The organism is uncultured Thiohalocapsa sp., from assembly GCF_913063425.1.
Classification (GTDB): Bacteria; Pseudomonadota; Gammaproteobacteria; order Chromatiales; family Chromatiaceae; genus Thiohalocapsa.
Genome location: NZ_CAJXYK010000005.1, coordinates 47,090 through 67,914, shown reverse-complemented (window position 1 = coordinate 67,914; position 20,825 = coordinate 47,090). Strand labels below are relative to the sequence as shown.

At 69.1% G+C, this 20,825-nt stretch carries 17 protein-coding genes; all 17 read left to right on the top strand.

Annotated features, from left to right (window positions below; all coding sequences use genetic code 11):
• The first annotated feature begins 354 nt into the window (after positions 1-354).
• The 17 genes from QZ607_RS03775 to QZ607_RS03695 all read left to right on the top strand — a co-directional run bounded on the left by QZ607_RS03775 (position 355) and on the right by QZ607_RS03695 (position 20,809).
• Positions 355-747, top strand: a complete 393-nt coding sequence (locus QZ607_RS03775; RefSeq protein ID WP_295879825.1) for a hypothetical protein — start codon at positions 355-357, stop codon at positions 745-747.
• A gap of 6 nt (positions 748-753) precedes the next feature.
• Entirely contained in the window at positions 754-6,858 is a 6,105-nt protein-coding gene (locus tag QZ607_RS03770) for an SdrD B-like domain-containing protein (RefSeq protein ID WP_295879822.1), read from the top strand.
• 295 nt (positions 6,859-7,153) lie between these two features.
• Positions 7,154-8,569 carry a form I ribulose bisphosphate carboxylase large subunit gene (locus tag QZ607_RS03765; protein ID WP_295879820.1) on the top strand — a complete coding sequence of 472 codons (1,416 nt, stop codon included), beginning with the start codon at positions 7,154-7,156 and terminating at the stop codon, positions 8,567-8,569.
• Positions 8,570-8,668: 99 nt separating this feature from the next.
• Positions 8,669-9,013 (top strand): ribulose bisphosphate carboxylase small subunit, encoded by a 345-nt coding sequence (locus tag QZ607_RS03760; RefSeq protein WP_295879817.1) that lies wholly within the window; start codon positions 8,669-8,671, stop codon positions 9,011-9,013.
• A 97-nt stretch (positions 9,014-9,110) separates the two neighbouring features.
• The gene (locus QZ607_RS03755; RefSeq protein ID WP_295879813.1) at positions 9,111-11,957 is read left to right on the top strand and encodes a CsoS2 family carboxysome shell protein; all 2,847 of its coding nucleotides are present in this window, start codon (positions 9,111-9,113) and stop codon (positions 11,955-11,957) included.
• Positions 11,958-12,041: 84 nt separating this feature from the next.
• Positions 12,042-13,862, top strand: a complete 1,821-nt coding sequence (locus QZ607_RS03750; protein WP_295879811.1) for a carboxysome shell carbonic anhydrase — start codon at positions 12,042-12,044, stop codon at positions 13,860-13,862.
• A gap of 10 nt (positions 13,863-13,872) precedes the next feature.
• A complete protein-coding gene (locus QZ607_RS03745) occupies positions 13,873-14,127 on the top strand; it encodes a carboxysome peptide A (protein ID WP_295879809.1) in 255 nt (84 codons plus the stop codon).
• A gap of 13 nt (positions 14,128-14,140) precedes the next feature.
• Positions 14,141-14,482: a carboxysome peptide B gene (locus tag QZ607_RS03740; protein WP_295879806.1), complete on the top strand. Its 342-nt coding sequence runs from the start codon at positions 14,141-14,143 to the stop codon at positions 14,480-14,482.
• A gap of 53 nt (positions 14,483-14,535) precedes the next feature.
• Positions 14,536-14,859, top strand: a complete 324-nt coding sequence (locus QZ607_RS03735; protein WP_295879805.1) for a BMC domain-containing protein — start codon at positions 14,536-14,538, stop codon at positions 14,857-14,859.
• Positions 14,860-14,950: 91 nt separating this feature from the next.
• Entirely contained in the window at positions 14,951-15,253 is a 303-nt protein-coding gene (locus QZ607_RS03730) for a BMC domain-containing protein (RefSeq protein WP_295879803.1), read from the top strand.
• Between the two features lie 145 nt (positions 15,254-15,398).
• The gene (locus QZ607_RS03725) at positions 15,399-15,704 is read left to right on the top strand and encodes a BMC domain-containing protein (protein ID WP_295541307.1); all 306 of its coding nucleotides are present in this window, start codon (positions 15,399-15,401) and stop codon (positions 15,702-15,704) included.
• A 100-nt stretch (positions 15,705-15,804) separates the two neighbouring features.
• Positions 15,805-16,281, top strand: coding sequence for a ferritin-like domain-containing protein (locus QZ607_RS03720; RefSeq protein WP_295879801.1), 477 nt, complete (start codon positions 15,805-15,807; stop codon positions 16,279-16,281).
• A complete protein-coding gene (locus QZ607_RS03715) occupies positions 16,262-16,570 on the top strand; it encodes a 4a-hydroxytetrahydrobiopterin dehydratase (protein ID WP_295879799.1) in 309 nt (102 codons plus the stop codon). Before QZ607_RS03720 ends, QZ607_RS03715 begins: the two co-directional genes overlap by 20 nt.
• 47 nt (positions 16,571-16,617) lie before the next feature.
• Positions 16,618-16,803, top strand: a complete 186-nt coding sequence (locus QZ607_RS03710) for a hypothetical protein (RefSeq protein ID WP_295879796.1) — start codon at positions 16,618-16,620, stop codon at positions 16,801-16,803.
• A gap of 847 nt (positions 16,804-17,650) precedes the next feature.
• The gene (locus QZ607_RS03705; RefSeq protein ID WP_295879794.1) at positions 17,651-19,072 is read left to right on the top strand and encodes an extracellular solute-binding protein; all 1,422 of its coding nucleotides are present in this window, start codon (positions 17,651-17,653) and stop codon (positions 19,070-19,072) included.
• Positions 19,073-19,335: 263 nt separating this feature from the next.
• Positions 19,336-20,007, top strand: coding sequence for a hypothetical protein (locus QZ607_RS03700; protein WP_295879793.1), 672 nt, complete (start codon positions 19,336-19,338; stop codon positions 20,005-20,007).
• Positions 19,997-20,809, top strand: a complete 813-nt coding sequence (locus tag QZ607_RS03695; RefSeq protein WP_295879791.1) for a hypothetical protein — start codon at positions 19,997-19,999, stop codon at positions 20,807-20,809. The genes QZ607_RS03700 and QZ607_RS03695 overlap by 11 nt, the downstream gene beginning before the upstream one ends.
• Positions 20,810-20,825: the final 16 nt, after the last annotated feature.

Sequence of the window (20,825 nt, the reverse complement as noted above, 5' to 3'; positions counted from 1 at the left end):
GGCCCGCCGTGAGCCGACGCAGACGTCGGACGCGGATTTCCCCGAGCCTTAGACACCACCAATAAGGATGCCTAGGACTTTCCCTTTAGATCTCGCTGGGAAAGCACCTTATTGCAGGCACCCGGTTGCGGCGGCGCTCTCCGCCGGGCTTGCCATAACCCATTCTTTCAAAAGAATTTCTGATCTGTTGCATGAGTGTGTGTGCCGTGCGCTGGGTGGGCTGCGTGCCGGCATGGCCGGGCTTTAGGCGTCCGTCCTAGCGGCATGAGGGCTGCATCGGGATGAGTCAGTACGGCTGCGCCCGGAGCGCGGCCCAGGGCCGTCTCAACAAACATCGCTACGCACAGCACGCACATGAACATGCAAAGGACGTTTCCGAGGGTCGCACTGCTGGCGGCCCTTTTCGTTGCGGCACTGCCGCAGGCTCAGGGTGAAGCGCTGGGTATCTCGCCGTTGCGGCAACTCCCGGTGATCGACACCGACGCCAGTGGCACCGTCACTTACAACGCCGCATCGCAGCGTTTCGCCGTCAACACCGCCAGCTTTGCCACCCAGTTCGAGGAGGGCGTCAACACCTTCTGGGACTTCGCGTCACCGCGGTCCATCGAGATCGATTTCGTCGTGGACACCGCTGGGTGTGCGCCGAATGCCGGGGCGCCCACCAGCTGCGCTGTGCTGCCGGGCGCCGGGCTCTCACCGACGGGCGCGAGTCTGCGTGTGATCGGCACCATCCCGACGAAGGGCTAAGCGGGCGTGCTGCTGGAAGGCGAGATCGTCGCCATGGGCTTTGTGGATGCAACGCAGGATGCGTTCGATTTCCGGTTCCGCGTCACCGGCGGGGAGCTGCTGTCGCTGTTCAGCGGCAAGGACATCGGCATGCGGTTTACGATCGAAGGGTCCAGCTTCCGCGGCTCCTTCACCGAGAATTTCGCCGGCGACAGCATCAAGGGCAGCCTGTTCGCCATCCCCGGCGACGGCTTGTCGACGCCGGATGCCATCGGCAGCCTGGGTGACCGTGTCTGGGAGGACCTGGACGGCGATGGTGTGCAGGACTGCATGGACGCCAACTTCAACGGCATCGTGGGCGATGCGGGTGACACGGGCAGCGAATGCGCCGCCGGCATCGGCAACGTCGAGGTGGCGCTGTTCGACGCCGTCGATGGCGTCTGCGGCAACGGTGACGATGCGAGCCTCGGCACCACGCTCACGGACGCCGCGGGCTTCTACCAGTTCAGCCAGCTCTCGGCCGGCGACTACTGCGTTCGGGTCGCGCGCCCGGATGCCGTCTGCGACTTCGGTGATGCGGCCTTCACCGGCCAGGACGAGGCCGGCGACGACCTGCTCGACAGCGACGTGGACGCGGACGGCCGCACCGGCCCCATCGCGCTCGTGGACGGGCAGCAGGACATGGGCTGGGACGCCGGTGTCGTGTGCTCAGCCCGCGTCGGCGATCTGTTGTTCGAAGACACCGACGGCGACGGCAGCCAGACCGGCGAGCCCGCCGTCGATGGCACCGCAGACCCGAGCTACCCCGCCGGTCTGCCGGTGGAGCTCTATGCCTGCGACGCCGACGGCAACCGCGGCACCCTGGTGGGCACCACCACCATCGACGCCGACGGCAGCTATTTCTTCGATGTCCTGCCCGGCCGCTATGAGGTGGTCTTCACGGCACCCGTCGACAGCAGCTTCACGGTGGCCAACGTCAGCGCTGCCGGTGATGCCGCCGACAGCGACGCCAGCCTCACCGGCGCCACCGGCTGCATCATCGATGTCGCCTCCAACGAGCAGGATCTGAGCATCGACGCGGGCATCGTCTTCCCCGAGCCGGAGCCGCTCTTCTCACGCTTCGGCAACCTGCTCTTCCACGATGTGAACCGCAACGGCATCCAGGACGGCGGTGAGGACGGCATCGACGGCACCCTGTATCCGGCGCCGGTGGAGGTCTATCAGAACTGCGGCGCCGTTGATGAGCAGCTCGTGGGCACCTATGACATCGACGCCGCCGGCGAATACCTCACCGGGGATCTGCTCGCCGGCGACTACTGTGCCAGGTTCACACCGCCCGCCGGCTTCTGCGTGGACCCGGCCACCGGTATCGACCACGGCACGGCCCGGTTCACGCTGCGCGATGCCGACGACGGCGCACCGGATGCCGAGGCCCGCGACAGCGACGTGGACCCGGACACGGGCATCACCGGCACCATCGCACTGCCCGAGGACACCACGGACCTGCGCTGGGATGCCGGCGTCTACTGCGATGCGCGCATCGGCGACCGGCTCTGGGACGACACCGCCGGCATCGACGGTCTGCAGGACGCGGATACTGCCGCCGAGCCCGGCGTGCCCGGCGCCGAGGTGACCCTGTACGCGTGCGTCGCAGGCACCCCGGACACGAGCACCGGCGTGACGCTCCAGACCGATGCCGACGGCTTCTACGAATTCTTCGCGGCGCCCGGCAGCTACGCGGTGGGGTTCAGTATTCCTGCCGCGCTGGCGGACCTGGGCTATGTCTTCACCCTCGCCGACCGCGGCACGGACGACGGCTTCGACAGCGACGCCGACCGCAACACGGGCATCACCGGCTGCTTCACGGTGGCCTCGCGGGAATCCGATCTCAGCCTGGATGCGGGTATCTTCGAGCCCAACGCCTCCCTCGGCGACACCTGCTTCCATGACCTGAACGCCAACGGCCTCCAGGATCAGGACGAGCCCGGCATCGACGGCTGCAGCGTGGCGCTGTACGAGAATGCCGACGGCGGCGCCTGCGAGGCCACGGAGGCCGACTTCCTGTCCGACGTGGACACCGCCGGCGGCCTGTATCTGTTCGAGAACATGCTGGGCGGCGACTATTGCCTGAAGGTGACCCCGCCGGCGGACTTCTGCGCCGCGGGCGAGCCGCGCTTCAGCCCGCAGGACGCCGGCGACGACGCGCTCGACAGCGACGTGGACGCCGCCGGCCTCACCGGCAACATCGCGCTCGGCTGGAACGAGACGGACCTCGGCTGGGATGCCGGCCTCTACTGCGCCGCCCGGCTCGGGGATCGGGTCTTCGAGGACACCAACCGCGACGACCGCCAGAACTGCGCCGACGCCGACCAGGACGGCATCCTCGGCGAGACCAACGGCGACGATACCGGCGCCGAGTGCGGCACCGGCGTGGACGACGTGCTGGTGAAGCTGCTCACGCCCGGCGCCGACGGTCTCTGCAACACCGCGGACGACGGCGACACCGGCGCCGCCCAGCTCACCAGCGGCGGCGGGCTCTATCTGTTCGACACCGACCCCGGCACCTACTGCATCGAGATCGAGCCGCCCCAGGGCTATGTCTGCACCGGTGCCAACGTCGGCGCCGACGCGGGCGACAGCGACGTGGAGCCCGCGGTGACCGGCAGCGGCGCCTGCCGCAGCAGCCAGACCATCGTGCTGCCCTCCAACACCGAGGACCGTACCTGGGATGCCGGGATCGTGATCCCGGCCGCCCCGGCCATCGACCTGGAGAAGGCCACCAACGGCTTCGATGCGGACCTGCCCGGCACCGGCCCGACGCTGCTCATCGGCGACGCCGTGACCTGGACCTATGTCATCACCAACACGGGCAACGTGGACCTGGTCAACGTTGTCGTGAGCGACGACATCGAGGGCCCCGTCTGCACCATCGACGCCCTGGCGGTGGACGAGATCCGCACCTGCGAGCTGAGCGGCACCGCCGACACCACGCTGTACGCCAACACCGGCAGCGTCGTTGCCCGCCCGGCCTACGACCCGGTGGACGGCCCGGAGGTGACCGACACGGACCCGAGCCGCTATACGGCGAGCCAGCCCGACCCCATTCCGGCGAGCCTCGGCAACCTGGCCTTCGAGGACCTGAACCGCGACGGTATCCAGGACAGCGGCGAGCCAGGCATCGCCGGGGTGGAGATCACCCTCACGGACCCGGATGGCAACAGCCTCACCATCGCCACCGACGCCAATGGCGAATACTGGTTCCGCGACCTGCTGCCGGGCATCCCGTACCAGGTCAGCTGCACCGCGCCGGTCGGTTATGACTACACGCCGGTCTTCGGGCAAGCGCGCGCCGATGACACCGACAGCAATGCCGACCCCGCCACAGGCGAGATGGGCAGCTACAACCTCGGCGACGGCGAGATCCTGCCCACCGTGGACTGCGGCCTGGTGCGGAGCGAGCCCGAGCCCGAGCCCGAGCCCGAGCCGGAAGTGTGCCCGGTGCCGAGCATCGACGGTGACAGCGGCGACTGGGACCTCAGCGGTGACTTCTTCGCCAAGCTCTACGAGGCCGGCAATCCGGGCAAGGACCACCTCGCGAATGCCTATCTGCGCTGGAGCGAGGGCACCCTCAACGTGCTGGTGCTGGCCACACCCGGCAATGCGGTGAGCCGGTCCGCGCAGGACGCCTGGGTCAAGGTCTACGACCTCTCCAACAGCACCCTGGTGGACGGCAGCTCGGCGAGCTTCGCGTGGGTGTACGAGAACGGCGCGCTGCGCGGCTACGAGGCGTCCTTCGACCTCGCCGCGGGCAGCTACGACAAGATCGAGATCCACCTCAACGTCAACGGTGGCGACACCGCCTCCACCGGCAAGAAGAAGCAGGGCTATATCGCGTACACCACCGAGGACAGCTGCTCGACGCAATGCCCGGTGGACAGCGGCCCCTGCGCCGACGGCATCGACTTCTCCGTGGACGGCACCGGTAACCCGCTGGCGAAGGGCGCTGACGTGAGCGCCGCCTTCGCCGCACTCGGGCTGCGCATCCGCGCGGAGGACCGCAGAGGCAACCCCCGGGTGCCGATGATCTTCGACAGCAGCGACCCCAGCGGCGGCGACTGGGATCTGGGTACGCCGAACGAGCAGTACGGCGGCCCCGGCCGCGGCAGCGCCGGGATGACCAACGACAAGGCCCTGGGCAATGTCGTGATCGTCTCCGAAGACGGCGACGCCAGCGACCCTGACGACATCGTGCGCGGCACGCTGTACTTCGAGTTCGACCAGCCGGTTCGGGTCGGGGCGCTCGAGATCCTGGATGTGGAGGCATCGGAGATCCCGGGCTGGGCCAGGGCGTACGACGCCGACGGCAACCTGCTCGCGGAGGTGATCTTCGCCGGGCTCGGCGACAACAGCTATCAGCAAGTGCCGCTGGATGTGGAGAATGTCCGGGTGCTGGAAGTCTACTTCCGCGGCAGTGGCGCGGTGGGCTCCCTGGACTTCTGTCCGCAGCCCCCGCAGGACTGCCCGGCGCCGGAGCCGACGCCCGAGCCCGATCCGCAGGTCTGCATCCCGCGCATCGACTTCGATGTGGACGCCACGGGCAATGTGCTCGGTGCCGGCGCCGATGCGAGCACAGCCTATGCCGCCAGCGGCGTGACCATCAGCGCCACCGACAAGCGCGGACGGACACGTGTCCCGATGATCTTCGACACCGCGGACCCCACCGGCGGCGACTGGGACCTCGGCACGCCCAACGAGCGGTTCGGCGGCCCAGGCCGTGGCGACGGCGGGGCCAGCAACACCCGGGCGCTCGGCAAGGTACTGATCGTCTCCGAGGACGGTGATGCCAGCGACCCGGACGACCTGCGCGGCGGTGTCATCACCTTCGACTTCGACGCGCCGGTGCGCCTGAGCGCCGTGGAGATCCTGGATGTGGACCGCGGCGAGACGGACGGCTTCGTGCTGGCCCTGGACGCCGCCGGCAACGAGATCGCCCGCGCACCCATTGCCGATGCCGGCAACAACAGCTTCCAGGTGGTGAGCCTGGATGCGGCGAACGTGCGGCGCCTGGTGGTGCGGTTCGAGGGCAGCGGCTCGGTGGCGGGTCTGACCTTCTGCCCGGACCAGGACGACGCCGCGCTCGCGGGTGCCGGCGCCGTGGTCTCGGGCGACATCCTGCTGGAGGCGGAGGCCGGCGAGCTGGGCCGCCGCTGGGAGGTCCACCACGACGGTGCCGCCTCTGACGGCGCCTATCTGACGGTGGAGCGCGGTCGCAACAAGTACCGCAAGCAGGACCACAAGGGCATCGCCCGCTACCACTTCGACGTGACCGCGCCCGGCACCTATCGGCTCTGGGGCCGCGTCATCACCCCCGGCGACCGCGACGACTCGTTCTGGGTGCGGGTCAACGGCGGCGACTGGGTGAAGTGGAACGGCATCGACTGGGCCGACACCTGGCACTGGGACAGCCTGCACGACAACGATGACGGCAACCGCGGGGTGCTGCTCTCGCTGCCGGCGGGCGCCAACACCCTGGAGATCGCCTACCGCGAGGACGGCGCCAAGCTGGACCAGATCCTGCTGACCGCAGATCTTGGCCTGGACCCGAACGTCCAGCCCCCGGCAGCGGCGGCAGCGGCGGCAGCGGACGCCGGCTCAGCGCCCGCCGGCCCCTTCGCGCTGACGCTGGAGGCCGAGGACGGCGAGCTCGGTCGTTGGTGGCGCACGCATGCCGATCCTGATGCCGCCGGTGGCCGCTACCTGGAGATCAAGGGCGGCAAGACCAGCACCCGCAGGCCGCACCGGAGCCACAAGGGCCGGGCCAGCTATGCCTTCGAGGTGGATCGGGCCGGGGTCTACACCGTCTTCGGACGGGTCATTGCCCCCAGCGGCGGTGACGACTCCTTCTGGGTGCGCATCGACGGCGGCGACTGGGTGCGCTGGAACGGCATCGAGCGCGGCCGGAACTGGACTTGGGACCAGGTGCACGACGCCGACGCCGGCGACGCGCCGCTGGAGACCTATCTGGAAGCCGGCCAGCACACGCTGGAAGTCGCCTACCGCGAGGACGGCACCAAGCTGGACCGGTGGCTGATCACGGACGATCTGACCGCGAATCCGAGTCTTGGTCTCTGACGGCGCCTGACCCCGAGCGCCCTGCCGCGCCGGGGAAACCCGGCCGCATGATGCAGCGGGCGGACGACGCAAGTCGTTCGCCCTTTTTTTTTCCCTGCTCGCCGCGCGAGAATAGGGGGCTGGGTCGGGTGCTTCGGTGCGGAGGGTGCCGCAGCTCAACCCATAGACATCATCACATGCCTCGGATTGAAACAATCGATTTCGCTCTAACGACCCTTCGGCGTATCTTTCCGGGCCGGAATTTCCACAGCTTCGACAGGCGAAGCAGACGCAGAACAAACCACGGGAGCTGAGCATGAGCGCGAAGAAATACGACGCCGGTGTCAAAGAATACCGGGACATGTACTGGACGCCGGACTACGTCCCGCTGGACACCGACCTGCTGGCCTGCTTCAAAGTGACGGGCCAGCCGGGCGTCCCGCGCGAAGAGGTCGCCGCTGCCGTGGCCGCCGAGTCCTCCACCGGCACCTGGTCCACCGTCTGGTCCGAGCTGCTGACCGACCTGGAGTATTACAAGGGCCGCGCCTACCGCATCGAAGACGTACCCGGCGACAACGAGTCCTTCTACGCCTTCGTCGCCTACCCCATCGACCTGTTCGAGGAAGGCTCCGTGGTCAACGTGCTGACCTCCCTGGTCGGCAACGTGTTCGGCTTCAAGGCCCTGCGGCACCTGCGTCTGGAAGACATCCGCTTCCCCATCGCCTACATCAAGACCTGCGGCGGCCCGCCCGCCGGCATCCAGCTGGAGCGCGACCGCCTGAACAAGTACGGTCGCCCGATGCTCGGCGCCACCATCAAGCCGAAGCTCGGCCTGTCCGCCAAGAACTATGGCCGCGCCGTCTACGAGTGCCTGCGCGGCGGCCTGGACATGACCAAGGACGACGAGAACGTCAACTCCCAGCCCTTCATGCGCTGGCGTGACCGCTTCGAGTTCGTCGGCGAGGCCATCCAGAAGGCCCAGGCCGAGACCGGGGAGCGCAAGGGCCACTACCTGAACGTCACCGCCTCCACGCCGGAAGAGATGTACAAGCGCGCCGAGTTCGCCAAGGAAGTCGGCTCGCCCATCATGATGCACGACTTCCTTACCGGCGGCTTCACCGCTAACACCGGCCTGGCCAACTGGTGCCGCGAGAACGGCATGCTGCTGCACATCCACCGTGCCATGCACGCCGTCATCGACCGCCATCCCAAGCACGGCATCCACTTCCGCGTGCTGGCCAAGTGCCTGCGCCTGTCCGGCGGCGACCACCTGCACACCGGCACCGTCGTCGGCAAGCTGGAGGGCGACCGCGCCTCCACGCTGGGCTTCGTGGACCAGCTGCGCGAGTCCTTCGTGCCGGAAGACCGCTCCCGCGGCGTCTTCTTCGACCAGGACTGGGGCTCCATGCCCGGCGTCTTCGCCGTCGCCTCCGGTGGTATCCACGTCTGGCACATGCCGGCGCTGGTGACGATTTTCGGCGACGACTCCATGCTCCAGTTCGGTGGCGGCACCCAGGGCCACCCCTGGGGCAACGCCGCCGGCGCCGCCGCCAACCGCGTCGCGCTGGAGGCCTCGGTCAAGGCCCGCAACGAGGGTCGCGAGATCGAGAAGGAGGCCCGCGACATCCTGAGCGAGGCGGCACGGCACAGCCCCGAGCTGGCCATCGCGATGGAGACCTGGAAGGAGATCAAGTTCGAGTTCGAGACCGTCGACAAGCTCGACGTCAAGTAACCCGACCCCGACGATCTCCGGCGCCGCCCGACCCCCGCCGGGCCGGCCGCGGTGCCGCCAACCGAACGCCAGATCCAACGAATACGCAGGAGCTACGCCATGCCTCTTCAAGACACCATGGGTGATTACCAGACCAAGCGGACCCTGGAGACCTTCGGTTTCCTTCCGCCCATGAGCCAGGACGAGATCTACACCCAGATCGCCTACATCCTGGCCCAGGGCTGGACGCCGGCCATCGAGCACACCCACCCCAGCCAGGCCATGGACGACTACTGGACCATGTGGAAGCTGCCCTTCTTCGGCGCCCAGGAGCTGGGCGACGTGGTGGCCGAGCTGGAGGCCTGCCATCGCGCCTACCCGGACCATCACGTGAAGCTGACCGGCTACGACAACTACACGCAGAGCCAGGGCTCCGCATTCGTGGTCTTCCACGGCCGCGGCTGAGGCCGGCACCGACCGCCGCGGCCAACCCGGGCAGCCATCCGGCCATCAGGCCGCGCCCGAGGTACCCGGCGGTCGAGCGCACCGCGACCCGCCGCCGATGCCGATGACCGCGTTCTCGGTCTTCGTGCATCTGGCCGGCGCCGCCGGCGAGCCGGCGCAGCATGGGCACTACCCGGTGCTGCCCGCTCGACCCCCGCGCTGCGAGCAGGAACCAGCGCGCCGCGAGCAGGAGCCAGCGCGCCGCGAGCAGGAGCCGAGCCCGCGCGAGCAGCAGCCGGGCTGCCGCGAGCAGGATGCAAGGCACCGCGCGCCGCAGCCAGCCCGGCACGAGGCCACCAAGGCCCGCGCGCGCCTTTCGACACAGCAACCGACACCGCCCACGGCACCAGGCACCGGGAACAGTTACATGGCAAGCAAAGCGAACCTGAAATCGAGCGGCCGCGAGGCGGCCCTGGCCCGCCGCAAGGCCATGTCGACCCAGGGCAAGCAGGGCGTGCGCCCCAGCACCCCGGAGCGCACCCGCGGCGCCGCGACGGCGGCCCGCCCGGCAGCGGCTGCGCCGGCGGCGCCTGCCCCCCGCGCTGCCGCAGCGCCGGCCGCCCCGGCGCCGAAGCCGGCTGCCTGGTCAGCGCCGCAGGCGCCCCAGCCCAGCGCCGCGCCGCGGGCCCGCCTGCAAGGTGCACCGCAGTCGCCGAGCGCCGCCAGCCGCGCGCTGGCGCGCAAGCGCCGTGCCGCGCTGGCGCAGGACGGCCGGCGTGCGCAGCGCAGCCACGACCGTGTGCGCACCGCCGACGACGGCATCAAGGGCGGCTCCGCAAAGCCCGCCGGGACGGCCGCCAAGCCAGACGGCTGCGGTTGCGGCTGCAAGGGCGAGCGCAAGGACGCCGGACAGGCCGCTGCTCGCCCGGCGACGGATCTGAGCCGGTTCGCCCATCAGCCGGGCGCGCCGGCCAAGCCCGGCGGCTTCGGCAACGGCAAGAACGGCGGCCTGCGCAACAAGCGCGCCGATGCCGCCCTCGGCGCTAAGAACCCGGCCCGCATGCATGCCCTGGCGCGCCGCGCCGCGCAATCCACCCGCGGCAAGGGCGCCGCGGTGGGCGCGCAGTCGACGGCGAGCCTTGCGCGGCAGGCCAACCCCAAGCTCACCAGCCGCGAGCTGGCACAGCGCGTGCGTGCCGCCCGCAGCACCAACGGCGGTGCCGGCGAGCGCAAGTCGCCGCCCGTCGGCCGCGTCCACCCCAACAAGCGCAAGGCCCTTCAGGGCGCGGCGGACCAGCCCTGGAAGGTGGCCGTCAGCGAGACGGCCACGGGGCAGCTGGTGACCGGCACCAAGGTCGGCCGCAGCCGGAGCACCACCGGCGACGAGCCCAGCACCTGCCGCACCGTCACCGGCACCGAGTACATGGGCGCGGACATCTTCCGCGAGTTCTGTCAGACGGACCCGGTGGGCCCGGTGCCCAAGGTGCACGAGAGTCCCACCGGCCACGGTCAGCGTGTCACGGGCAACGAGGTCGGGCGCTCGCCGCGGGTCACCGGCGACGAGCCCGGCACCTGCAAGAACATCACCGGCACCGAGTACCTGTCGCCCACCCAGTACGAGGCCTTCTGCGACGCCCGCCCCGCCCCCGGCCCGCGCAAGATCGGCGCCGCCAAGACCTACGGCGGCAAGCCCGTCTCCGGCAACATGGTGGGCCGCTCCGGCAAGGTCACCGGCGATGAGCTGGGCGCGGAGATCAAGCCCACCGGCACCCAGTACACCGCGCCGTCCGACATCGGCACCGACATCGTCCCGCCCAAGGTGGGGCTGTCCACGACCCTCTCGGGCGGCAGTGTCAGCGGCACCCGGGTCGGCCGCTCGGCCAAGGTCACCGGCGACGAGCCCGGCAGCTGCCGCGTCGTCACCGGCGACGAATACGTGGATCTCGCGCAGTACCAGGGGTGCAACGTCGAGGCCAGGCCCGAGCCGCCCAAGGTCGGCGCCTCCGCCACCAACAAGGGCCAGTTCGTCTCCGGCACCCAGACCGGCCGCTCGGCCAAGGTCACCGGCGATGAGCCCGGCACCTGCAAGGCCATCACCGGCACGCCCTACGCCGGCCTGGAGCAGGCGGCGGACTACTGCCCGGCGCCGCAGCAGCAGGAGATCCAGGCCCGCACCCGACCGCTGGCGATGACCCCAGGCCCGGCCATGACGGGCCTTCAGCCCGGCATCAGCGGCCCCAGGGCCGGTGGTCGCAGCTTCGGCGGCGGCATGACCGGCGCCGCCAAAGGCGCCTGCGAGCCCCTCACCGGCACCCCCTACGTCGGCAAGGACCAGTGGGCCGAGGCCTGCGGCGGCAGCGGGGCCGACCCCAGTGCGCCGGACTTTCCGCGTGCCATCGACGCCGGCAGTGTGCAGGGCATGGCCCAGCCGGTGCCCTGGCAGGGCTTCAGTGTCGCCTCGCCCGCGCAGGAAGCCTTTGCCGCGAAACAGCGCGGCGGCGCGGTGACCGGCACGGTCTATGAGTCCGACCGGCACATCACCGGCCCCTTCGGCATGGCCAGCGGCAAGATCACCGGCACCGAGCAGGCGCGGTTCGACTTCAACCGGCCCATGCCCGAGCTGACCAAGATGCAGCCTGCCGCTGCCGCCCAGCCCGCCGCCGATGCGGCGCCCGGGGAGGAAGCGTCCCCGGCACCGGAGCGCTCGCGCATCACCGGCGAGGGCCAGAGCGCGGGGCTCAAGATCACCGGCGACGATTGGGACCGCGGCGAGCGCATCACCGGCACCGAGGGCACCTCGGCCCGCCGGCGCAACCCGACCCGACCCGGTCCCATGAGCGCCATGCCGCCCACGGACCGCAAGCGCAATGACGAAGGCCCGGTGCCCACAAGCCGGGTGACCGGTGCCGCAGGCTCCACCGACCGCGGCGCGCTGATCACCTACTCGGGCGGTGCCCGCGGCTGAGCCCACTTCACGAAGCGCCCACGAAGACGCGTTTAGACCCCTGACCGACAGCGACACCGCGACCCACGCAACCGCAGAGCCACCATGCCACGCCGTCCCATCCAATCGCCGCGCCGTCGCGGGCTGCCGTCCAGAACGGACCTGCCCGCGTCCGGCGCAGCACCGGCTGCGAGCCGAGCCGCGCGGCCGGCCGGCGCCGAGCCGGCGCTCGGCGCGGGTACGGCGTCCGCACCGGCAGCGCGGCCGCGGGGCACTGCGCAGCGGGCACTGGCGGCGCAGGCGACGCGAGCAGAGCGGACTGCGAGCCAGGCGTCTGCGGAGCGCGCCAAGGCGCGGCAGCCGCAGCCTGCAGCCGCCGCCGTTGCCCTGCGCAAGCCCGCGCCGCGGAGCACTCGGCCTGGGCCGGCTGCCGGTAAGTCGGCGCGTCCTGCTCGCAGCAGCAGCCCGGCCTTCGGCCACAGCGGGCTGCACCCGCTCACGGACGCCGCCGCCAACGAGCGGCTGTATGCCTACGAGTCGTCGGTCAAGGGGGCGTTCGATGCCATCGTGCCGGTGCTGAAGCGCATCGCCAGCGAGCGCTGCGAGCCGGACTTCATCGACCGCGCCCAAGCCATCGCCCGCGATGAGCTTGGCTTCGCGCTGCCGCAGCACATTCTGGAGGCCACCTGGGTCACCGGGCTCGACATGCGCCGACTCTTCGCCGCCTGCGTGTTCGAGACCTATCACCGGTTCAGCGACGCGTTCTACAGCCAAGACCCCCTGGCCGGGCGCGACGGCGCTGACTTCCAGGGCTTCCTGCAAGCGTGCGGCTTCCATCTCATGGACGTCACGCCCTGCGCCGACGGCCGGCTCGCGCACGCCATCAGCTACGTGCTGCGGCTGCCCTACGGCGCGGTGCGGCGCAAGTCCTACGCAGGCTCGCTGTTCGACATCGAGAACACCGTCGAGAAGTGGGTCGAGACCGAATTTCTGCGCTTTCGCGAGGGCGTGCCGAACACCGCCGACGAGCCGACGCGCTATCTCAAGGTGGTGCTGTATCACTTCAGCAGCGTCGATCCTGCCCACCAGGGCTGCGCCAAGCACGGCTCCGACGACGAGGCCGCGGCGCGCGAAGGCTGGGAGCGCCTCAAGGCCTTCCGCCAGGCGGTGGAGAACGGCTTCTGCTGCGGCGCCTCCGTGGACCTGCTGCTGATCGGCATGGACACGGACACCGACGCCATCCGCGTGCACGTACCGGACGCCGACGGCTATTGCGACCTCAACGAATGGCTCGACGCCGGCAAGGTCTACGAGATCACCCAGGGCCTCGCCGCCGATGAGGCGCGCAGGCGCATCCTGGAGCTGGTGCGGGCGCACGCCCCCGGCAAGGCGGCAGGGCCACGCGCCCGCCGGCCGGCTGCGGAGACGGGCGGCGCCGCCTGGGCCGGCATGACCGAGCTCATCGCCTGGCTCATCGAGCAGAACCTCTCGCAGATCGACTATGTCCGCCAGTATCACGCGGGCGGCTACGCCGACATCGGCCATGCCGAGCGCTTCATCGGTGCCGGCATCGGCTTCGAGGAGATTCAGCTGCGCAATCTGACCTATTTCGCCTACCTGGACACGGTGGAGGAGGGCGCCGCGGACCTGGACGTCGGCATCAAGATCTTCACCGGCCTCAACGTCTCGCGCCAGCTGCCGGTGCCGCTGGTGGTGCGCTTCGACTACCACGGCCAGGTGCCGGGCGCCCGTGAGCGCGCGGTGGACCGTTGCGAGCGGGTGGCCGCGGCGCTCAAGGCCCGCTACCCGAAGCTCTGCGACGACGGCCTGCTGCACTGCCTGCGGGCGGTGCGCGATGTGGACGCCCAGGCGCCCATCGAGATCGTCGGCTCGTCACTGGCGCCGGCCGCGGCCGCGGCGCATTGAGGGTGCAGCCATGAAGATCTGTCGTGTCGTCAAGCCGCTGGTCTCGACCTACCGCATCCCGGAGTTCGAGCACAAGCACCTGCAGGTGGTGCAGGACGGCAGCAGCCAGCTGGTGGCGGTGGACGCCATCGGCTGCAAGCCGGACGACTGGGTCATCTGCGTCGGCAGCTCCGCCGCCCGCGAGGCCGCCGGCAGCAAGGCGTATCCGAGCGACCTGACCATCGTCGGCATCATCGACGACTGGCCGCCGCCGGAAGAGACCTGAGGAGGCGGCGCGGATGGAGATCAACCAGGTGGTGGGCACGCTCTACTGTACCCAGCGCGTGGCCGGGCTTGAGCACTGCGCCCTGCGCATCCTGCAGGACCGCAAGGGCAAGCTGCTGGTGGCCACAGACCCCGTGGGCACGCGCCCCGGCAACTGGGTGTTCACGGCGAGCGGCTCCGCGGCGCGCTACGCCATGGGCAACGCCGAGATCCTGACCGACCTCACCATCGGCGGAATCATCGACAACTGGGGGCCTGAGACGGTGGCCAAGCCGCAGCCGGCCACCGCGAGCAACAACACGAGCGCCTCCGCCACGACGGCGCAGAACAACGGTAACCGGGCGCAGGCGGCCTGAGGGCGCCGGCGTCAGACCAGGCCCGAGCAAGGGCCGCTTTTGAGGGTAAGCACATGGCCGAGCGGCCGTTCGGTATTGCACTGGGCATGATCGAGACCCGCGGTCTCGTGCCCGCCATCGAGGCGGCAGACGCCATGACCAAGGCGGCGGAGGTCACCCTCACCGGCCGCGAATGGGTCGGCGGCGGCTATGTGACCGTGCGGGTGCGCGGCGAGACCGGCGCCGTCAACGCCGCGGTGCGCGCCGGCGCCGACGCCTGCGAGCGCGTCGGCGACGGCCTGGTGGCCGCGCACATCATCGCCCGCCCGCACTCGGAGCTGGAGCCGCTCCTGGCCGGCACGGGCACGTCCTTCGCACCCGGACGGCCGGGGCGCTGAGCCGACAACAACAGAATCCCTCCCGGCCGGCCGACGGCCGCCGGGAACCCGCTAGGCAGGTTTAACGAGCTGACACAGACGGAGACAGACAATGGCGAGCGAGACCATGGGCATTGCCCTCGGAATGATCGAGACCCGCGGCCTGGTGCCGGCCATCGAGGCGGCGGACGCCATGACCAAGGCGGCCGAGGTGCGCCTCATCGGTCGTGAGTTCGTCGGCGGCGGTTATGTGACCGTGCTGGTGCGCGGCGAGACCGGCGCCGTCAACGCCGCGGTGCGTGCCGGCGCCGACGCCTGCGAGCGCGTCGGCGACGGCCTGGTGGCCGCGCACATCATCGCTCGCCCGCATCGCGAGGTGGAGCCGGTGCTGCCCAAGGGCGGCAGCGGCGAGTAACCGCCGACCGGGCGGCAGCCGCCGCCCCGGGGCGACGCACGCGAGCCCGTAACGCGGCTTTGATGCCCGCGGTCGACACAAGCTTCAAGAACACGCGAACCGGGCCGCTGACGCCCGGCGCACAAACCCAACGGAGAGCAGACTAATGGCAAACGAGACCATGGGCATCGCCCTCGGCATGATCGAAACCCGCGGCCTGGTGCCGGCCATCGAGGCGGCGGACGCCATGACCAAGGCAGCGGAAGTGCGCCTCATCGGCCGCGAGTTCGTCGGCGGCGGCTATGTGACCGTGCTGGTGCGCGGCGAGACCGGCGCCGTCAACGCCGCGGTGCGTGCGGGTGCTGACGCCTGTGAGCGCGTCGGCGACGGTCTCGTGGCCGCGCACATCATCGCCCGCCCGCACCGCGAGGTGGAGCCGGTGCTGCCGAAGGGCGAGAACACGCCTGACTGAGGAGTGACGAGGGACGAGTAACGAGTCACGAGAAAGGCGTCGCGAGGCGGCCCCGACGCTGCGCCTCGCGCCTCGGCACGCGATACTCGCAAAGCCCGCTATGCGCACCGCCACCATCCACCCCCGCACCCTCGGCTACCTCGGCCGGGCCTTGAGTCTGGAGTACTCTGCCGTGCAGCAGTACATGACCCAGGCCGGGCTCGCCGACGCCTGGGGGCTCAAGGACGCAGCGGACCGCCTGCGCCGGGAGGTGGTCGAGGAGCTCCAGCACGCCGAGCGGCTGGTGAAGCGCATGCTGGGGCTCGGCGTCGCCCCCAACGCCTCGCAGCTGCGCCCGGCGGGGGTGGCGCGGAACCTGGTGGACCTGCTGCTGCAGGATCAGGCCCTGGAAGCCGAGATCGTCGCCCTCTACCATGAGGCCACCGAGTTCTGCCGGCGCATCGGCGATGTCGAGAACGCCGCCTTCTTCGAGGGCCTGCTGCGCGAGGAGCAGCACCACGCCGGCGAGATCGACGCGTGGCTCAAGTCACTCGGTGTTGCACCCGACGGAGGTCGCGATGACCGGGCCTACTTCTGACGGCGGGGGCCCAACCCCCGCGGACGGTCCGCCGACACCGCCCCACGGCTGGCGCCGGCGCCAGCGCCCGCTGCGCCTGGAGCGCCGCCTGGAGTTCCCGGACTACGACAGCCTGCGGGACTTCCTGGACCAGGTGGCGGACCTCTCGGAGCAGACCGGCATCTACCCGAACCAGAGCTTCGGGCGGACCTATGTGAACCTCACCCTGTTCGCGGATGAAGACAGTGGTGAGATCAGCGCCGCGGCGGAAGCCTTCGCCGAGCGCGTGGATGGTTTTGCCAAAGGCTGACCGACCAGGCCGGCCGACTCGGCTGATCGACAAGAGGATCCAGTCCCATGAGCGAAGAAAAGGCCACCCCCGCCAGCGGGTCCACCGCCGGCAGCACCAGCACCAGCACCCGCCGGAGCGGCATGAGCGGCCGCCGGCGCAGCGCCGCCAAGCCCGGCACTCCCGCCGGTCCCGCCCTTGCCCCTGAGCGCGACGACAGCTACCAGCGCTTCCCGCGTATCTGGCCGGACTGAGCGCCCGGTGGCTGGTGATCGGGCGCCGGTGATCAGGCGCCGCTGATCAGGCGCGGGCGCTCATTGACGGGGCGCCCATGACGAGGCGCGGGTGCGACAGCCAAGCGCTGACGGATGCCTCAGGCCCGAGACCCCATTCCAAGGGTCCGCTCCGCGGACCCTTTTTTGTGTCTCGCCACAACGCGCTCATCCGCATCCAGTGACGCTTACGGGCCGTCGCCATCGCGGCGCGCAGCGCGCCCAGCCAAGCCCGACCCCGATTGAGCCGCGGGCTGTAACCACCACGCACGACCGCCCAAAGCCGGGCCGGTCCCACCTGGGGGCGCCGGCTTCCAGCCGGCCCGCTGTGTGCCCGGCTCAGCACCGGGCACGCGGCGTCAAACCTGCGATGACCACCCCGAAACCGCGACGGGACCAATCCCCCGGCGCCGGGCGACAACCTCCAGGCGTTGCAGATTCTGATCCGGTAGATCCAATGTAACCACGGTCAGTTGCGGCGCGTTTCGGGTCGGGGCTGCTGTAGCGCACCCGCAGGTACGACTGGCGCTCGTCGGTCACGCGGCGCTGCTGGTACTGCGTCGTGGCCACAAGCATCCCAGGTAGGGTTTTCGCACCAGGCATAAGGCCCCAGGCGCGCCATGCCAGGGCGACCTTGGCCGGCCTTCCCTTCCTTGAGGTGGCCGGGAGGTGGCCGGATCACAGCTCTCCCCCTCAGGATTTCTCCGTCGGGCAGGCAACGCCCGGGGCGACGAGCACGCTGCTGCGGTACACTTGGCTTGCGCTGGGCCAACAAGGAGTCAGGTTGCCGTAACCTAGGCCGGTCCCTGACGCTCCGCTCAGATTTGCCTTGGCCCTGCCGACCGGCCTACCGCCGCCAGCCAGTCCGACCAGGCATTCCTTGCGCCGCGCCAGCTACGCGTTGTTTCACGATTCGGAGGAGATCAAGCCAGTGATAAACCAAGCTCGCGCCGTCATAGCGCTGCGACGCGTACTTGTTGTGATCGGCCTTGCGGGGGCTCTAGTCGCCTGCGGCGAAGGCGACAGGAACACGCTCTCCGTCGCACTTTTTCAAGCTCCGTCGAGTGACGCACTGATCGAGCTGATTCCGGAATTCGAGGAGGAGACGGGTGTCAAGGTCGAGTACGACGTCCTGCCGTACGCCGACCTCAAAACCAAAGTCGAGCAGCAATTCTACGCCAGAAGCGGCACTTACGATGTTGTGATGGCCGATTGCATCTGGATCCCGTCCTTTGCCGAACGCGGGTATTTGCAGGAAGTCGATGAAACCGCCTGGCTCCCCGGCGAATATGACTTCGAGGACTTGTTGCCGGCGCTGGACGATTATCTCGGGCACTACCCCAAAGGCGGCACGCGTTATGGCATGCCCTTCATGAGCAATACGCACATGATGACCTATCGCCCCACCATGATCCAAGCCGTGGTTGACAAGCTCGGCCTTGACTTGCCGGGCGAAACGCCTGAGTCGACCTGGACCTGGGATCAGTACCTTCAAGTTGCGCAAGCTGTACAGGAAGACCTCTCCGCCGCCGGCGTCGATGCGTACGGCTCGTCCCTTCAGGCGCGCGCCGGGGCTTGGCTCATCTACGAATGGTACAGCGTGTTGTTCGGTTTCGTCACCGATGACGAAGCCCGCGCCACCGGCCTCCCCGCCTTCGATGCGCCTGCGGCGGCCGCGATGGCCTACTACGCGCAGTTGTACGACGATGCGGCGCCGAAAGGAGCCCTCACCTGGGGCCACGAGGAAGAAACGGCCGCCATGTGCTCCGGGCGCACGGCGATGGATGCGACGTCGAACGTGGAGTTGGCCGCCAACCTTCTGGCAGAAGAATGCCAGACGGCGGGACCGCTCGCGTTCGCCTATCCGCCCATCGGAGCGTCCGGAAAGGCATCCCCGGACATGGGTGGATACGGTTTGCTGCTGTCCGCTGACAGCGACATGCCCGACCAGGCGAGTGCCTTTGTCCTATGGGCCGCCAGCAAGGATGTGCACGCACGAGTCGTCGCTGGCGGCGGATCGCCCGTCCGGAAGAGTGAGGTACGCAATCCCGACGTGCTCGAGCAGTTTCCGTATCTCGCTATGTACGAGCAGCTTATCGAGGATTCGATCTATCGGGCACGTGTGGCCTTCTGGCCGGAGTTGCAGGATGTGTTGTCGCGCGAGCTCACGGCCGTCATGAAAGGCGACAAGGCCGCCGCCGCTGCCACGGCTGAAGTGCGGGCGTGGCTCGAGTCCCGCGCGGCCAATTGACGCAAGCGCACTGAACCACTGGTTCGTACCAGAGGCGCCTGTTCGATCAAGGGGGCGAGAGGCCATCGGGGATGGGGCTGGCTACGCTTCAGGAATTATTCGGCGGTCCGGCACGCTTGGTGAGGACTGTCTCCGTCGTTGGCGTGTTATTGGCCGTACTTGGAGCAGCCGGACCGCTCCTCTTTGTGCTCTATACGCTTGTGCCCTGGGCACCGTCGACAAGCGCCAGTCCGCTTGTGATGCCTTGGAGCGACCCTCGTCACATGCAGGCGCTGGCCAACTCGCTGTGGGTGGCTGGCGGGTTGACACTCGTGCTGACCGGCGGCAGTGCCGCGATCGCACTGTTGTTCAAACATCTGGCGCTGACCGGCAGCCCTTTCATCTATGCCCTGAGCGCCATCCCTTTGCTGATACCGGACTTCGCGTTCGGCGTCGCCGCCCGCATGGTCTTAGACCCGTCCGTCGGATTGTTAGGTCAGGCATTGCCGAGCACATTGCTGATCGATCGCCCGTCGGCGCTGTTGGCGGTCATCATGGTGGCGGCGCTGAAGTGGCTGCCGGTCATGACGGTGGTTGCAGATGCCAGCCTCGCGAGTATCCCGGCTGGGCAGCAAGCGCAGATTCTGCTGGACTTCCGTTCCTTCGGGCGAGCTGTCCGCCTAGCCTATCTCCCGTACATGCGTGGTGAACTGCTGCTGGTCGCAAGCCTCAGCTTTCTCATTGGTTTTCGCCAGCACGAGTTGGCCATGGAGCTCACCGCCGGCGGCGCCGGCTTCGTTGCCGAGCTCTGGTCGCCCTGGAACCACCGCCAGATCTTCGAGTTCGCACGGTTGGATCAGGCGGCACTGGAGGCGCTCTTCGTCCTCCCCCTCGTCCTCGGCATCGTGCTGATGATCAAGTCAAAGGCACAGGAAATGCTGCGCGATGACGACTGACGGCCGTCGCACCGCCCGGGCTTTCGCGCTGAGTGTTTACGCGGCGCTCTGTCTGCTCGTCCCAGCGTTGATGCTCTGGGTAGGAGCGCGCTCCTCGGGTATCGATCTCGGCCAAGCGCTCTCCGGCAGCGTGGATTGGGAAGGGTTTCGCCGCCTACTGTTCGACGACGGCCAGCGAGCCATGGACTTCCGCCGGAGCGTTGGCCGCGGCGTGCTCTACGCAACACTGGTCGCGGCGCTGAGTACCGTCATCGCATTCTCGTTCGCGGTCTGGACGGCGCATTGGCCACGGAAAAACGGCGTCGGGCTCGCCTTCGTTCTGCTTACGCTAGTTCTCCTGCCGCAGACCTACCTACTCATGCCCGGTCTGGTCCTGCTCCATAACATGCCGATACGCCTGCCGGAATGGCTGCTGATCTGTACTTTTCTGTTCATTGGGACTCTACCAGTCGCCGCCTGGGCCTGCTACATGCTCGCGACGCCGCGCATCCGCAATATGCAGCAACTCTGCGCAACGGACGGTACGATCCTGCTGGATTGCATCCGCAGGACCGGGCGCTATGTCAGTGTCGAACTCGTGGTGGTATTCGTATTGGCCTGGGCGCTGGCTTGGGGGAACTTTCTGGTTCCGTTTTCGCTTGGTTCGCGGCAGTCGTTCCCCGCCGTGGTGCAGATTGCAACTTTCACGACCAATCTGGGACGGGACTGGGCGATGATCGCAGCAGCGTCATTCGTGGTTTCATTGCCGGGCGTGATAGCGGGCGTGATTGTTGGCCTCAGATCCATATCATCGAAAGCGTAGATCGTCGAGGTGCCGC

Excerpts from the sequence above, each read along its gene's own strand:
- QZ607_RS03775 (WP_295879825.1), top strand. The coding sequence starts at position 355 with ATGAACATGCAAAGGACGTTTCCGAGGGTCGCACTGCTGGCGGCCCTT.
- QZ607_RS03700 (WP_295879793.1), top strand. The coding sequence starts at position 19,336 with ATGCAGGCGCTGGCCAACTCGCTGTGGGTGGCTGGCGGGTTGACACTC.
- QZ607_RS03755 (WP_295879813.1), top strand. The coding sequence starts at position 9,111 with ATGCCGATGACCGCGTTCTCGGTCTTCGTGCATCTGGCCGGCGCCGCC.
- QZ607_RS03725 (WP_295541307.1), top strand. The coding sequence starts at position 15,399 with ATGGCAAACGAGACCATGGGCATCGCCCTCGGCATGATCGAAACCCGC.
- QZ607_RS03760 (WP_295879817.1), top strand. The coding sequence starts at position 8,669 with ATGCCTCTTCAAGACACCATGGGTGATTACCAGACCAAGCGGACCCTG.
- QZ607_RS03695 (WP_295879791.1), top strand. The coding sequence starts at position 19,997 with ATGACGACTGACGGCCGTCGCACCGCCCGGGCTTTCGCGCTGAGTGTT.
- QZ607_RS03745 (WP_295879809.1), top strand. The coding sequence starts at position 13,873 with ATGAAGATCTGTCGTGTCGTCAAGCCGCTGGTCTCGACCTACCGCATC.
- QZ607_RS03740 (WP_295879806.1), top strand. The coding sequence starts at position 14,141 with ATGGAGATCAACCAGGTGGTGGGCACGCTCTACTGTACCCAGCGCGTG.
- QZ607_RS03765 (WP_295879820.1), top strand. The coding sequence starts at position 7,154 with ATGAGCGCGAAGAAATACGACGCCGGTGTCAAAGAATACCGGGACATG.
- QZ607_RS03720 (WP_295879801.1), top strand. The coding sequence starts at position 15,805 with ATGCGCACCGCCACCATCCACCCCCGCACCCTCGGCTACCTCGGCCGG.
- QZ607_RS03710 (WP_295879796.1), top strand. The coding sequence starts at position 16,618 with ATGAGCGAAGAAAAGGCCACCCCCGCCAGCGGGTCCACCGCCGGCAGC.
- QZ607_RS03730 (WP_295879803.1), top strand. The coding sequence starts at position 14,951 with ATGGCGAGCGAGACCATGGGCATTGCCCTCGGAATGATCGAGACCCGC.
- QZ607_RS03715 (WP_295879799.1), top strand. The coding sequence starts at position 16,262 with ATGACCGGGCCTACTTCTGACGGCGGGGGCCCAACCCCCGCGGACGGT.
- QZ607_RS03735 (WP_295879805.1), top strand. The coding sequence starts at position 14,536 with ATGGCCGAGCGGCCGTTCGGTATTGCACTGGGCATGATCGAGACCCGC.
- QZ607_RS03750 (WP_295879811.1), top strand. The coding sequence starts at position 12,042 with ATGCCACGCCGTCCCATCCAATCGCCGCGCCGTCGCGGGCTGCCGTCC.